Annotated in this window: 18 protein-coding genes; 13 read left to right on the top strand and 5 right to left on the bottom strand. The window is 74.3% G+C overall.

What is annotated here, in order from left to right:
• Positions 1 to 31 precede the first annotated feature (31 nt).
• A complete protein-coding gene (locus O7600_RS16020; RefSeq protein ID WP_091569179.1) occupies positions 32 to 406 on the bottom strand; it encodes a DsrE family protein in 375 nt (124 codons plus the stop codon).
• Between the two features lie 12 nt (positions 407 to 418).
• On the opposite strand from O7600_RS16020, the gene mtfM reads away from it, so the two are divergent.
• Together mtfM and O7600_RS16010 are read left to right on the top strand one after the other, a co-directional pair.
• Positions 419 to 523, top strand: coding sequence for a small membrane protein MtfM (mtfM, locus tag O7600_RS16015; RefSeq protein ID WP_013288813.1), 105 nt, complete (start codon positions 419 to 421; stop codon positions 521 to 523).
• Complete coding sequence (locus O7600_RS16010) at positions 489 to 1115, top strand: FABP family protein (RefSeq protein ID WP_091569182.1); 627 nt, start codon at positions 489 to 491, stop codon at positions 1113 to 1115. Before mtfM ends, O7600_RS16010 begins: the two co-directional genes overlap by 35 nt.
• 67 nt (positions 1116 to 1182) lie before the next feature.
• Here O7600_RS16010 and O7600_RS16005 read toward each other — a convergent pair whose 3' ends face one another.
• Complete coding sequence (locus O7600_RS16005) at positions 1183 to 2043, bottom strand: aminotransferase class IV (RefSeq protein ID WP_281588209.1); 861 nt, start codon at positions 2041 to 2043, stop codon at positions 1183 to 1185.
• A 91-nt stretch (positions 2044 to 2134) separates the two neighbouring features.
• On the opposite strand from O7600_RS16005, the gene O7600_RS16000 reads away from it, so the two are divergent.
• The 4 genes from O7600_RS16000 (at position 2135) to O7600_RS15985 (ending at position 5633) form a co-directional block, all read left to right on the top strand.
• Complete coding sequence (locus O7600_RS16000; RefSeq protein WP_281594173.1) at positions 2135 to 2542, top strand: Fur family transcriptional regulator; 408 nt, start codon at positions 2135 to 2137, stop codon at positions 2540 to 2542.
• Positions 2539 to 3651 carry a folate-binding protein gene (locus O7600_RS15995; protein WP_281588207.1) on the top strand — a complete coding sequence of 371 codons (1113 nt, stop codon included), beginning with the start codon at positions 2539 to 2541 and terminating at the stop codon, positions 3649 to 3651. Before O7600_RS16000 ends, O7600_RS15995 begins: the two co-directional genes overlap by 4 nt.
• 100 nt (positions 3652 to 3751) lie before the next feature.
• The gene (locus O7600_RS15990) at positions 3752 to 4579 is read left to right on the top strand and encodes a 3-keto-5-aminohexanoate cleavage protein (RefSeq protein WP_099163516.1); all 828 of its coding nucleotides are present in this window, start codon (positions 3752 to 3754) and stop codon (positions 4577 to 4579) included.
• Positions 4580 to 4673: 94 nt separating this feature from the next.
• Positions 4674 to 5633, top strand: coding sequence for an asparaginase (locus O7600_RS15985; RefSeq protein ID WP_281588204.1), 960 nt, complete (start codon positions 4674 to 4676; stop codon positions 5631 to 5633).
• Positions 5634 to 5645: 12 nt separating this feature from the next.
• Here the strand turns inward: O7600_RS15985 and O7600_RS15980 are convergent, their stop codons facing one another.
• Positions 5646 to 6443 (bottom strand): alpha/beta hydrolase, encoded by a 798-nt coding sequence (locus O7600_RS15980; RefSeq protein WP_281588202.1) that lies wholly within the window; start codon positions 6441 to 6443, stop codon positions 5646 to 5648.
• A 111-nt stretch (positions 6444 to 6554) separates the two neighbouring features.
• Between O7600_RS15980 and O7600_RS15975 the strand changes: the two genes are divergently transcribed.
• The 5 genes from O7600_RS15975 (at position 6555) to O7600_RS15955 (ending at position 9839) form a co-directional block, all read left to right on the top strand.
• Positions 6555 to 7154 carry a helix-turn-helix transcriptional regulator gene (locus O7600_RS15975; protein WP_099163518.1) on the top strand — a complete coding sequence of 200 codons (600 nt, stop codon included), beginning with the start codon at positions 6555 to 6557 and terminating at the stop codon, positions 7152 to 7154.
• Positions 7151 to 7819: a hypothetical protein gene (locus O7600_RS15970; RefSeq protein ID WP_099163519.1), complete on the top strand. Its 669-nt coding sequence runs from the start codon at positions 7151 to 7153 to the stop codon at positions 7817 to 7819. The genes O7600_RS15975 and O7600_RS15970 overlap by 4 nt, the downstream gene beginning before the upstream one ends.
• Before the next feature lie 72 nt (positions 7820 to 7891).
• Positions 7892 to 8206 (top strand): DUF2516 family protein, encoded by a 315-nt coding sequence (locus O7600_RS15965; RefSeq protein ID WP_091569207.1) that lies wholly within the window; start codon positions 7892 to 7894, stop codon positions 8204 to 8206.
• Positions 8203 to 9090 (top strand): alpha/beta hydrolase, encoded by an 888-nt coding sequence (locus tag O7600_RS15960; RefSeq protein WP_281588172.1) that lies wholly within the window; start codon positions 8203 to 8205, stop codon positions 9088 to 9090. Before O7600_RS15965 ends, O7600_RS15960 begins: the two co-directional genes overlap by 4 nt.
• Positions 9091 to 9101: 11 nt before the next feature.
• Entirely contained in the window at positions 9102 to 9839 is a 738-nt protein-coding gene (locus O7600_RS15955) for an alanyl-tRNA editing protein (protein WP_099163521.1), read from the top strand.
• A gap of 1 nt (position 9840) precedes the next feature.
• On the opposite strand, the gene O7600_RS15950 is transcribed toward O7600_RS15955, so the two are convergent.
• Complete coding sequence (locus O7600_RS15950) at positions 9841 to 10530, bottom strand: nucleotidyltransferase domain-containing protein (RefSeq protein ID WP_348651382.1); 690 nt, start codon at positions 10528 to 10530, stop codon at positions 9841 to 9843.
• Positions 10531 to 10588: 58 nt separating this feature from the next.
• Here O7600_RS15950 and O7600_RS15945 point away from each other — a divergent pair, with 58 nt between their 5' ends.
• The gene (locus O7600_RS15945) at positions 10589 to 11503 is read left to right on the top strand and encodes an SDR family oxidoreductase (RefSeq protein WP_281588168.1); all 915 of its coding nucleotides are present in this window, start codon (positions 10589 to 10591) and stop codon (positions 11501 to 11503) included.
• Here O7600_RS15945 and O7600_RS15940 read toward each other — a convergent pair.
• Positions 11494 to 12480, bottom strand: coding sequence for a WYL domain-containing protein (locus O7600_RS15940; protein WP_281588166.1), 987 nt, complete (start codon positions 12478 to 12480; stop codon positions 11494 to 11496). The two genes, O7600_RS15945 and O7600_RS15940, sit on opposite strands and share 10 nt — an antisense overlap.
• A 103-nt stretch (positions 12481 to 12583) precedes the next feature.
• Between O7600_RS15940 and O7600_RS15935 the strand changes: the two genes are divergently transcribed.
• A complete protein-coding gene (locus tag O7600_RS15935; protein WP_281588164.1) occupies positions 12584 to 13375 on the top strand; it encodes an EI24 domain-containing protein in 792 nt (263 codons plus the stop codon).
• The last annotated feature ends 1 nt before the right edge of the window (position 13376 follow it).

Genomic DNA, 13376 nt, shown 5'->3' with positions numbered 1-13376 from the left:
CAGGGCAGAATGGACAACCCGGGCGGGTTGCTCAGTAGACGAGGGCCTGCGCGCCCTCGGTCATGGCTTCCTCGACGAAGACCGCCGCGCCCGCGATCCGCACGCCGGGGATCACGTCGTCCGTGCCGATGTCGCGGCGGGCGGCGCACTGGGTGCAGGCCGTCACCCGACCGGTGGTCAGGATGACGTGCAGCAGCTCACCCAGCGGCGCGGAGTGCGGCAGCTCGAACGACTCGGCCCGCCCGGGCAGCGCGAACCAGGTCGACTCGCCGGTGAGCCAGAGCGACACCTCCACCCCCGCCGCGGCGGCGGTGGCGGCGACGGTGAACGCCTGGGCACAGCGTTCCGGGGCGTCCGCGCCCGCGGTGGCCTTGACGACGAGAGTGCGCGCCATGGCACCCAGCATAGGATGGCCCGGATGGTTACCGAGATCGGGTTCGTCAGCCTGCTGGTCGCCGGCCTGGGCGCGCTCGCCGGTGGCCTGGTCTATGTCGCTGTGCGTATCGCAAGAGGTAAGTGGTGAATCTGTGAGTGAGAATCCGCTTCAGCCGCCGTGGCTGAACGCGCCGCCGGTCGACCCGTACCCGTACGAGGAGAGCCACGACCTGCGTGTCGGCCCGAAGCTGCACCGGAGCCTGGACGGGCTGCTGCCGTACGTCGGGGTGTGGCGCGGGCGGGGCCGGGGCGGGTTCCCGACGATCGAGGACTTCGACTTCGCGCAGGAGATCCGGATCAGCCACGACGGCCGGCCGTTCCTGTTCTACGAGTCGCGGGCCTGGATCCTGGACGAGCAGAGCCGTCCGGTCCGCCCGGCCGGTCGCGAGGTGGGCTGGTGGCGTCCGGTGATGGACGGCGACCGGGTCACCGACGAGCTGGAGGCGTTGATGACCACGCCGACCGGCGTGATGGAGCTGCACATCGGCAAGCGCAAGGGCACCCAGATCGAGTTCGCCACCGACGCGGTCGTCCGCACGGCCACGGCGAAGGAGGTCACCGCCGGCGCCCGCCTCTTCGGCATCGTCGAGGGCGCCCTGCTCTACGCCCAGGAGATGGCCGCCGTGGGCCAGCCCCTCAGCCCGCACCTCTCCGCCCGCCTCACCCGGGTGGCCGGCTGACCCCCGGTCTGCGTCGATCAAGGAGTTCGCGTCGGAGTCGATCTTTCCGCTGACGCGAACTCCTTGATCACCGCGCGTCGGCGGGCTGGGGGAAGCCCAGGAGGGTGAGCAGGCGAGGGGTCAGCGGGGAGCGGGGGCGCGGGGTGCCGTCCAGGGTGCGGACCTCCGCGAGGCCGCGCAGGGAGCTGGTCAGCCAGATCGCCTCGGCGTCGCGCAGGTCGGCCACCGTGGGCAGGTGCTCGCCGGCCCCCAGGCCCAGCTCGGCCGCCCGGCCCAGCAGGTGGTGGGCGGTCACGCCGGGCAGCACCCCGGTGTCGGCCGCCGGCACCGTGAGGAGACGGCCGCCGCGCAGCCACACCACGTTGGCGGTGGGCCCCTCCAGCACGTAGCCGTCGGTCGAGAGCCAGAGCACGTCGTCCACGCCGGTCCGCCGCGCCCATCGCCGGGCGGCGGTGCTGAGCGCGTACGAGGTGGACTTCACGCCGCTCGGCAGCCACCCCAGCTCCGGGCGGGAGCGCGCGGCCACCCCGAGCGGCAGCGTGGCCACCGTCACCCCGTCCCGGCGGGCCCGCCGGGCGGACGCGGGCACCTCGCCGAGCGTGGCGTACACCGTGGGCGGCCCGCCGCCCTCCGGCCCCCGGGTACAGACCAGCCGGAGCGCGCCCTCGGTCCGCGCGGGCCAGCCGGCGCACACCGCGTCCAGCAACTCCACCAGCACCGCGACCGGGGGCAGCGGCAGGTCGATCGCCGCCGCCCCGGCGCGCAGCCGGTCCAGGTGGGCGTCGCGCAGCCAGGGCCGGCCGTCGCGCAGGTGCAGCGTCTCGAACAGGCCGTCGCCGTGCAGGACGCCCCGGTCGTCGCCGCGCAGCACCGGCTCGCCGGCCGGCACCAGCCCCCGGCCGGGCACCGCCACCCGTGTCGTCTCCACGGGCGCAGCGTAGTGGCGTACGTCGCGGCGACCGGGACCGACGCGGCGGCCGAACTATGATCGGACGGTGTCCGAATCCTCCCTCGCGGAAATGCTCCGCTCGCGCGGGCTGCGGCTGACGGCGCAGCGGCAGCTGATCCTCCAGGCCGTCCTCGATCTGGGGCACGCCACCCCGGAGCAGGTGCACACGGCGGTCCGGGAGGTGGCGGCCGGGGTCAACATCACCACCATCTACCGCACGCTGGAACTGCTGGAACGGCTCGGCCTGGTCACGCACACCCACCTCTCGCACGGCTCGCCGACCTATCACGCGGCCGGCGAGCACCAGCACGTGCACCTGGTGTGCCGGGAGTGCGGGGCGATCGACGAGATCTCCCCGGACATGCTCCGACCGCTCGCCGACCAGTTGGCCGGGCAGCGCGGGTTCCAGGTCGACATCGGGCACGTCGCGCTCTTCGGGGTCTGCGGTCGGTGCGGACAGGACGGGGACAACAAATGATCGACATCGCGGGCGCGGTGGCCGCCGACGCCATCGACGAGGCGACCCGGGACCAGCCCGAGCCGGCCCACCGGGCGGCCGGGGTCGGGCCGGTGGCCGCCCACTACGGCGACCCGATGCGCGAGCAGCGTGTGCTGGCCACCGGCGTCGGGCTGGTGGACCGCTCGCACCGGGGCGTGATCGCCGTGCCGGGCGAGGAGCGGATCGGCTGGCTGCACACGCTGACCAGCCAGCACCTGGCCGCGCTGGCCCCCTGGCAGGGCACCGAGCTGCTGGTGCTCTCGCCGCACGGGCACGTCGAGCAGCACGCGCTGGTCGCCGACGACGGCGAGACCACCTGGCTGGACACCGAGCCGGGGACGACCGGCGGACTCCTGTCCTACCTGGAGCGGATGCGGTTCTTCAGCAAGGTCGACCCCCGCGACGCCACCGCCGACCACGCGTTGCTCTCGCTGGTCGGCCCGGAGACCACCGACGCCCTCGACACGCTGGGCGTCACCGGGCTGGCCGCCCCCGACGTGATCGGGGTGCCGGGTCCGAAGTTCCGCTCCGGCGAGCTGCCCGCGCGGCCCTCCGTGGTGTACGACGTGAAGCCGCTGCCGGTGGGCGGGTGGGCCCGCCGGGTGGCGCTCGGCGTCGACCTGCTGGTACCCCGGCCGGCCATGGCGCAGGTGGTGGCCGAGTTGCGGGGCGCCGGCGTGCCGGTGGCCGGGTTGTGGGCGTACGAGGCGATCCGGGTGGCCGCCCGGCGGGCGCGGGCCGGCGTGGACACCGACCACCGCACCATCCCCGCCGAGGTCGACCTGATCGCCCCGGCGGTGCACCTGGACAAGGGTTGCTACCGGGGGCAGGAGACGGTGGCCCGGGTGCACAACCTGGGCCGGCCGCCCCGCCGGCTCGTGCTGCTGCACCTGGACGGCGTGGCCAGTGACCAGCCGCCGGTCGCCGGTACGCCGGTGACGGTCGACGGGCGGACCGTCGGCTTCGTCGGCACCGCGGTGCACCACTTCGAGTTGGGCCAGATCGCGCTCGCCGTGGTGAAGCGCAACACGCCCGACGACGCCCGTCTGATGGTGGGCGAGAGCGCCGCCGCGATCGACGCGGTGTAAGGAAGGGCCCCCTTTTAACGCCTCGTGCATAGGAAGGGCACCTGCTTAACACGCCGCACGCGGGAAGATTTGCGGTCGGCGGGCAGTCTAGGATCCGGGCATGACGACAGGGACGTTGATCACGGTTGCCCCCACCGGCGCGGAGTCGGCCAAGGCGGAGGTGCCGGCGCTGCCGGTGACGCTCGACGAGCTGGTGCTGACCGCCAAGGAGTGCGAGGCGCTCGGCGCGGCCGTGATCCACGTCCACATCCGCGACGACGAGGCGCGGCCCACGCTCGACCAGGGCCGGCTGCGGGCCACCGTGGCGGCGCTGCGGGAGAACACCGACCTGATCGTGCAGCTCTCCTCCGGCGGCGCGGTGACCGACCCGGAGGCCGCCCGCCTCGCCGTGCTCGACGCCGGGCCGGACATGGCCTCCTGCACCATGGGCACCGTCAACTTCGGCGACGACGTCTTCCTCAACCGCTGGGAGTTCATCGTCGACCTGCACACCCGGATGCAGGAGCGGGGCGTCGTCCCCGAGTACGAGATCTTCGACCTCGGTCATCTCACCGCGTTGCAGCGACTGCTCGGCAAGTACGGCCTGCCGCACGGCGGACACGTGCACGTGGACTTCGTCATGGGTGTGCCGGGCGGCATGCCGGGCACCACCGCCACCCTGGTGGCGGCCCAGCAGATGCTGCGCGATCTGCCCGAGGGCACCACGTTCTCGGCCACCGGCATCGGGCGCAGCACCATCCCGGTGATGCTCGCCTCGCTGTCGACCGGCGGCCACCTCCGGGTCGGCATGGAGGACACGGTCACGTACGCCAAGGGCCGGCCGGTGGAGTCCAACATGCAGCTCGTCGCGCGCGCCGTCGGTTTCGCCCAGCTCGCCCAGCGCCCGCCGCTGACCACCGCCGAGGCCCGAACGCTGCTCGGCGTGTAAGTGGCACACGAGCACCCGCCCTTGTACGCCCGAGGCTGACGCCGCAGCTCACCCCCGTGTCGGACGGGTCCGCCCCGTCGGTACCGTCCATCTCGTGGGAAAGACGTACGAGGGCGGCGTGCCGCTCGCCGAGGTGGTCCGGTCCGGTTTCGTGGAGGGCGTCCACCGTGGCTCCGTGGTGGTGCTCGACGGCGCCGGCGCGCCGGTCGCCGGCGCTGGTGACGTCACCTCGCCGATCTTTCCCCGGTCGTCGAACAAGCCGATGCAGGCGGTCGGCATGCTCCGGGCCGGGCTGCCGCTGACCGACCCGGCCGACGTGGCGCTGGTCGCCGCGAGCCACGCCGGGGAGGAGTTCCACCTCGAACGGGTCGCCGCCCTGCTGCGCCGCGCCGACCTGACCGAGGAGGCGTTGCACTGCCCGCCGGAACTGCCGGTCGGCGAGGCCGCCCGGGAGGCGGTGCTGCGTGCCGGCGGCGGGCCGGCGCGGGTGTCGATGAACTGCTCCGGCAAGCACAGCGGCATGCTGCTCACCTGCCTGGCCGCCGGGTGGCCGCTGGACGGCTACTGGCGGCCGGAGCACCCGCTCCAGCGGCGCCTGACCGCGACCGTGGAGGAGTTCACCGGGGAGCGGGCGGCGGCGGTCGGGGTGGACGGCTGCGGCGCGCCGGTGCTCGCCGTCTCGCTGACCGGGCTGGCGCGGGCCTTCCTGCGGCTGGTCACCGCCGAGCCGGGCACGGTGGAGCGGACCGTGGCGGACGCGATGCGGGCGTACCCGGAGCTGGTCGGCGGCACCCAGGCGGACGACACCCGGCTGATGCGCGGCGTACCCGGGTTGCTGGCCAAGGTGGGCGCGGAGGGTGTCATCGCGGCGGCGGTCCCGGGCGTCGGCGCGGTCGCCCTGAAGATCGACGATGGCGCGTCCCGCCCCCGCATGCCGGTCCTGACCTCGGCGCTGCATCGCCTGGACGTCGAGGCGCCGATCCTGACCGAGTACACCGAGATCCCCCTGCTCGGCGGCGGCCTCCCGGTCGGCGCCGTCCGCCCCCTCTGGTGACCCCGCCGGGGGTCAGGGAAGGAAGGACAGCAGCGCCTCGTTGACGGGGGCGGGGCGCTCCAGGGGGAGCAGGTGGGCGGCGTCGGGGACGTCGGGGAGACGCGTGCCGTGCGGGGCCTCGTCGGCGATGCGGTCGGCCAGTCGGCGGATGTCCGCCAGATCGTCCGCCCCGGCCGCGGTCAGCACGGGCATGCGCAGCTCGCCCAGACGGTCGACGGCCGGCGGGTCCAGCTCCTCCACCTCGATCGCGCTGAGCGCCTGCTCGGCGGCGAGCGCCCGACGGTCCATCTCCTCGGCGAACCGGATCAGCTCGGGGTCGACGTCGGCCGGCTCGCGGGTCGGGCCGACCACCCAGAACCGCACCTCGCCAGCGGCGGTGGCGGCGAAGTCCTCCGGGTCCACGTCGCCGACCAGGTCCTCCCAGAGCCGCTCGGTCTCCTCGGACCACTCGTTGCCGGATACCGGGGCGCCGAAGAGGGCCAACGCGCTCACCCGCTCCGGGTGGGCCAGCGCGGTGTCCACCGCGACCCGGCCGCCGAACGAGCATCCGACCAGCGCGGCGCGCTCGACGCCCAGCGCGTCCAGCAGGCCGACCAGGTCGTCGTGGTGGGCGAACGGGGTGGTCGGCAGCGTCGACTCGCCGTAGCCGCGCAGGTCCAGGGCGATCACCCGGTGCCGGGCGGCCAGCGCCGGCACCTGGCCGCGCCACATCCGCCGGTCCGCGATGCCGGCGTGCACCAGGACGACGACGCTGCCGCTGCCGGCCTCGTCGTACGCGATCTCGGCGCCGTAGACTTCGATCTTGGTCACGAGGGAACGGTACGGACCGGACACCGGGACCGCAACAGCCCCCGGGTGACTTCGCTAACTCTGGCTAGCGTTTTGCTTGCAGCAGCTAGCAGGCCGGGTTAGCGTGGAGTCATGGCCACCAGCAAGGACCTTCCCGATGTCGGCGGGTTCATTCGCGACCTGCGACGCAACGCGAAGATCTCGCTGCGTCAGCTCGCCGAGCAGGCCGGCGTCAGCAATCCCTACCTGAGCCAGATCGAGCGCGGGCTGCGCAAGCCGAGCGCCGAGGTGCTCCAGCAGCTCGCCAGCGCGCTGCGGGTCTCCACGCCGGCCATGTACCTGCGGGCCGGGCTGCTGGACGACAAGGAGGGGCAGGGCGTGCTCGCGGCGATCGCCGTCGACCCTGAGCTGACCATGGCCCAGAAGCAGTCGCTCACCCAGATCTACGAGACGTTCCGCCGCGAGAACGCGCGCCTGGCCGAGGCGACCGGCGCCGACCGGGCGGCGGAACCCGCCGAGCCGGCGGCCGCCCCGGAGGCCCCGGCCACCGTCGCGCCGGCCGCGACCGGCCCCGTCACGCCGGAGGGCACCCCGACCGAGGCGGTCCTCGAGTCGGTCGCCGTCACCGAAGCGGGCCCCGCGCCCGCCCCGACCACCGCCGCCAACGAGCGCACGACCGCCCGCCGGGCGGCCCGGAAGGCCGCCGCCGCGGCCGAAGAGGAGCAGTCATGACCCAGCCGAAGACCAACCGCATCCCCGCCCCCCTCTACGCCGCCGCCGGCGCCGGCGAGCTGGCCATCGAGCAGCTGCGCAAGCTGCCCACCGTGGTCAGCGGCCTCGGCACCCGGGTCGTCGCCGACCTCGGTGGCAAGGCCGTCGTGACCGGCGTCGAGCTGCGCCAGAAGGCGACCGACACGCTCAAGACCGCCAACCTGACCGCCACCGGGCTGCGCGAACGGGCCGGCTCCGCCGACCTGGACCAGCTCCGCGAGGCGGCCAACCTGGACAAGCTCCGCGAGGCCGCCACCCGCAACGCCGCCGCCGTGGTCGCCGGCGCGTACGCCGCGCAGGAGCGGGCCCTGGCCGCGTACGCCGAGCTGGTCGCCCGGGGTGAGCGCGTCGTCGGCGCCGGTGTGCTGGAGGCCGCCGACACGGTGAACGCCGACATCGAGGCGACCGAGACCACGCCGGCCCCCGCCACCACGGCGGACGCCGCGCCGAAGACCGAGGTGCCCAGCCCGGCCGAGGTGGCCGAGGCGGTGGCCGCCCAGCCGGCCGCCGTCAAGCGGACCCGCGCCACCAAGGCGACCGCCACCAAGGCCTCCGCCGCCAAGCCGGCCACGCCGTCGGCGAAGCTGCCGAAGGCCACGAAGCGGACCCGCCCGACCGCCGAGTGACCCCTGGCCCCACCGAGACCCCGGACAGCGTCCTGTCGGACGTTTCCGGGGTCTCGGCATAAGCTTGCCGGCATGGCCTACGCCGCGCCGATCTTCGCGTTCGAAGTCCGCTCCGTGATCGAGCTGATCCTGCTCGTCTTCGCCCTGGTCATCCAGGGCGTGGCCCTGGTGCACGCGGTCACCCAGCGAGGCGACGGCTTCGCCGCGCTCGGCACCCTGCCCAAGGGCGGTTGGGTCGCCATCCTGGCGGTCTGCCTGCTGCTGACCCTGCTCGGCTTCGGCCCGATCAGCCTCTTCGGACTGATCGGCATCGCGGCCGGTCTCATCTACTGGCTCGACGTACGGCCCGGCCTGCGGGACCTGCACGACGGCCGAGGGTCCTGGTGAGAGGTTTCCGCTGGCCCCCACCGCCGGACGGCGGCCCCCGCACCTGGGGTCCCGGCCCCGGCGGGCCGCGCACCGGGCGGCCCGCCCTGCCCGAGCCGGAGACGGAGCTGGTCGCCACCCCGCACGGCGTGAGCCTGGAACGCCTGGTCACCGGCGCCGGCGACCCGGTGACCGTGTTCGCGCACGGGCTGGGCAACGGCATCGCCACCACCCGACCGTTCGGCAGTGGCGTCACCGGGCGGCGGATCTTCTTCCAGTTCCGCGGCCACGGCCGCTCGGACTCACCGCCGGGGGCGTGGACCTACCTCGACCTGGCCCGTGACCTGCGGGCCGTCGCCGACCTCGGCGGGGCCACCCGCGCGTTCGGCGCCAGCCTCGGCGCCGGCGCGCTCTGTCGGTTGCTCGTCGAGAGCCCGGAACGCTTCGAGAAGCTCGTCTTTTTCCTGCCCGCCGTGTTGGACACCCCGCGCGGGGAGGCGGCCCGCACCCGGCTCACCGGCCTGCTCGACGCGGTCGCCGACGGCGACGCCTCGGCGCTGGCCGACGTGGTGTCGCTGGAACTGCCGCCGTCGGTGCGCAACACCCCGGCCGGTTGGGCCTACCTGCGGCAGCGGCTCGACCAACTGCTGCGCGACGGGCTGGCGCCCGGGCTGGCCGGCCTGCCCGAGCAGTCCCCGCTGACCGACGCCGGCGCGCTCGCCGCGGTCACCGCCCCGGCCCTGGTCATCGGTTGCCTGGGCGACGACGTGCATCCGGCCGCCGTCGCCGAGCAGTTGGCCGCCGCGCTGCCCCACGCCACCCTGCACGTGTACGACCGGCCCGGCTTCGCCTGGACCGAACGCGCCGACCTGCGGGAGCGCATCTCGACGTTCCTCAACGGGTAACGTCGCCTGCCATGGGCGTCACTCATCACGGCCGTACGCACCGCCTCGACCTCGCCGACCCCACGCTGCGCGAGTGGACGTGCCGGGTGCTGGCGGCCGACCCCGAGCAGGGCGTCGTGCTGGACCGGTCCGCGTTCTACCCGGGCGGCGGCGGGCAGCCGCCGGACCACGGGGTGCTGCTCTGGCAGGGCGTGCAGACCCGGATCGTGGGCACCCGCAAGGGTGACGACCTGTGGCTGGTTCCGGCCGAAGGAGACCCGTTGCCGCCGGTTGGCACCGAGGTGACCGGCGCGGTGGAGGACGCCCGGCGGACCATGCTGATGCGCACCCACTCCGGGCTGCACGTGCTCTGCGGCGTGGTGTTCCGGGACTTCGGCGCGTTGGTCACCGGCGGAAATATGGATGTTGGGGAGGCGAGAATGGACTTCAACCTCCCCGAGGTGCCGCCCGACTTCAAGACCCGCATCGAGGAACTGGTCAACGCCGAGGTGGCCGCCGACCGCTCGGTCGCCGTCCGGGTCCTGCCCCGCGCCGACGCGCTGGCCCTGCCGGACATCATCCGCACCCAGTCCAACCTGATCCCGCCGGACGAGCAGGAGGTGCGGATCGTCGACATCGTCGGGCTGGACGTGCAGGCCGATGGCGGCACCCACGTCGCCTCCACCGCCCAGATCGGCAAGGTCCAGGTGGTCAAGGTGGAGAGCAAGGGACGGGCCAACCGCCGGGTCCGGGTCCGGCTCGCGGACTGACTCAGCCGGGCAGGTGCGCCGCCCGGACGTCGAGCAGCCAGCGTTCCGCCGTTTCCTCGTCCGGTCGTTCCGGCAGCGGCGAACGCACCCGGGCGAACTCGGCCTCGGCGTCGGCCACCAGGGCCTGTGCCTCGCCCAGCGCGCCGCCGGCCACCCGCTCGCCGAACGCCCGGAACCAGCCCGGGTCGGCGAGCCGGATCTCCAGCACCCCGGTCGCGTAGAGCACCCGGCCCTGGTGCAGCAGCCGGGCCAGGTGGCGGGCGTGCTTCGCCGAGCGCCGCCGGCCGCCGACGTCCGGCGGGGCGGTGGTGAGCTTGCGGAACTGCTGCGAGGCGTAGCCGAGGTAGGCATCCCGGACCCGGGAGGCGCTGAGGAACGCCGAGCGGATGGCGATCAGCCGCTCGCCGAGGTCGGTGCGGGTCTCGTAGCAGTCGTCCGGCAGCCACATCAGCTCGGTGGCGGTCGGGTTGCCGCTCAACGCCAGCAGCGCGTACTTGCGCGCCTCGTGCAGCGTGACGTCCGGGTCGGTGGTCACCACCGACTCCCGGGGCGGGTGCAGGCCGTGGAACGCGACCGTGGGCGCGGCGAAGACGCCGATCCGGTCGGTGTCCGAGCCCGGCCCGGCCAGCCCGTACGCGACCGAGCCGACGATCCCGGAGAGCAGCAGGTGCATGCCGTCATGATCGCCGATACGGCGCGATCGGGAAAACCGGACTTCGGCTGTCAGGTATCGGTGACACGGTGGTCGCATGAACTCACCACTGACCGGAAAGGTGGCGCTCGTCGCCGGCGCGACCCGGGGCGCCGGCCGGCAGATCGCCGTCCAGCTCGGCGCCGCCGGCGCCACCGTCTACGCCACCGGCCGCACCACCCGGGACCGCCGCTCGGAGATGGACCGGCCGGAGACCATCGAGGAGACCGCCGAGCTGGTCACCGCCGCCGGCGGCACCGGCATCGCGGTCGCGGTCGACCACCTCGACCCCGACCAGGTACGCCGCCTGGTCGAGCGGATCGACGCCGAACAGGGCCGCCTCGACGTGCTGGTCAACGACATCTGGGGCGCCGACCCGCTGATCACCTGGGAGAAGCCGGTCTGGGAGCAGCCCCTCGACGCCGGCTTCCGCACGTTGCGGCTGGCCGTCGACACCCACATCATCACCAGTCACTTCGCGCTGCCGCTGCTGATCCGCAACCCGGGCGGGCTGGTCGTCGAGATCGGCGACGGCACCAAGGAGTACAACGACGGCGAGTACCGCCTGTCGGTCTTCTACGACCTGGCGAAGGTCTCGGTGAACCGGCTCGGCTTCAGCCAGGCGCACGAGCTGGCCCCGTACGGCTGCACCGCCGTCGCGCTGACGCCCGGCTGGCTGCGCTCCGAGGCGATGCTGGAGCACTTCGGCGTCACCGAGACGACCTGGCGCGACGGCGCGAAGACCGAGCCGCACTTCGTCATGTCCGAGACGCCGGCGTTCGTCGGGCGGGCGGTCGCCGCGCTCGCCGCCGACCCGGACCGGGCCCGCTGGAACGGCCAGTCGCTGGACAGCGGTGGTCTGGCCCAGGTGTACGGCTTCACCGACCTCGACGGCACCCGCCCGCACTGGGCCCGCTACCACGAGGAGGTGGTCAAGCCGGGTCGGCCGGCCGACGACGCCGGCTACCGCTGACCGGTCTCATCCGCGTAGAGCGCCGCCGCGCGGCGGGCCGCCTCGGCGAACCGGGCCCGCAGCCGCGGCGGCGCGAGCACCTCGACCTCGGGGCCGAGCGCCAGCAGTTGGGCGTACGCCACGTCGACCGACTCGACGGGCAGCCGGAGCACCAGCCGGCCCCGCTCGTCGGGTCGGCCGGCCGCGGCGACCGCCTCCTCGTAGACGAACGGCGCGTCCACCAGGTGGCGCAGCACCCGCAGGCCGGCCGGGCCGAGCCGCACCGTGACCCGTTCCCGGAGCAGCTCGCGCAGGAACGCGCCGGCCTGCTCCCGCCAGTACGCCCCGAGGTCGAAGTCCTCGTCCCGGTCGAAGCCCTCCGCGCCCACCTCGACGTCGACCACCCGGTCCACCCGGTACGTCCGCCAGCCGTCGCCGACACGTCCGACCAGGTACCAGACCCCGTTCTTGAGCACCAGCCCGTACGGCGCGAGCGTGCGGGTCACCTCCCGGTCCCCGCGCCGGTAGCGCAGCTCGACCGTCCGGTCCCGCCACACCGCCCGGGCCAGCTCGGCCAGCCGGGGCGGCGGCGCGGTCTCCCGGAACCAGCCCGGCACGTCCAGGTGGAACCGCTGCCCGGTCCGCGCGGGCGCGTCGCGCAGGCTCGGCGGCAGCGCGGCCAGCACCTTCAGCTCGGCGGCCGCCACCGCGTCGGTGAGCCCCATGTCCCCGGCCGGCCCGGGCAGGCCGGCCAGGAACAGCGCCTCGGCCTCGTCCCGGCTCAGCCCGGTCAGCCGGGTCCGGTAGCCGCCGAGCAGGCGATAGCCGCCGGCCCGGCCACGGTCGGCGTAGACCGGGACACCGGCGGCGGAGAGCGCCTGCACGTCGCGGTAGACGGTGCGCTCGGACACCTCCAACTCGCGGGCCAGCTCGGCGGCCGTCATCATCTCCCTCGACTGGAGTAGCAGCACCAACGAGATCAGCCGCGACGCACGCACCCCCCCATTGTGTAAGGAAGGGCCCCCTCTTAACGCATACGGATTGGAGGGGACCCTTCCTAACACCCGGGCGGCGTGCGGCGGCCCACTAGGCTGTGCCGTCGTGAACGCCTCCCGTACCGTCGCGCCCGTCGCCGGCGCGGCCACCCGCTTCCTCGGCGGCGCCGGCCTGCTGCTGCGCGGCTTCGGCATGTACGTCCGCAGCCCGAAGCTGATGCTGCTCGGCGTGGTGCCGGCGCTGATCTCCGGCGCGCTCTACCTGGCCCTGTTCGCCGCGCTGCTGTACTTCGTGGACGACCTGGCCGCCTGGCTCACCCCGTTCGCCGACGACTGGTCGTCGGCCTGGCGTGGGCTGCTCCGGGTCGCCGCCGGCCTGGCCGTCGTCGGGGTGGCCGGGCTGGTCGGGGTGCTCACGTTCACCGCCGTCACGCTCGTCGTCGGTGACCCGTTCTACGAGGCCATCTCCGAGCGGGTCGAGGACCGGCTCGGCGGCACCCCGGGCAAGGTGGACGTGCCGTTCTGGTCCTCGATGCGGCGCAGCGTCGCCGACTCGCTGCGCCTGGTGGCGCTGTCCGCGCTGATCGGCGTACCCCTGTTCGCGGCCGGCTTCATCCCGCTGGTGGGCCAGACGGTGGTGCCGGTGGTCGGTGCTCTGGTCGGTGGCTGGTTCCTGGCCCTGGAACTGGTCGGCGCGCCGTTCTACCGGCGCGGGATGCGGCTGCCGGACCGGCGGGCGCGGCTGCGGGCCGACCGGCCGACCGCGCTCGGCTTCGGGGTGGCGGTCTTCCTGTGCTTCCTGATCCCGCTCGGCGCGGTGCTGGTCATGCCGGCCGCCGTCGCCGGGGCCGCGTTGCTGGCCCGCCGGTCGCTCGGTCGACACGTCGAGGAGCGCTGAG

The organism is Micromonospora sp. WMMA1998 (genome assembly GCF_027497375.1).
GTDB lineage: Bacteria > Actinomycetota > Actinomycetes > Mycobacteriales > Micromonosporaceae > Micromonospora > Micromonospora sediminicola.
The sequence above is the reverse complement of the archived record's forward strand: the minus strand, read 5'-3'. Positions and strand labels throughout refer to the sequence as shown.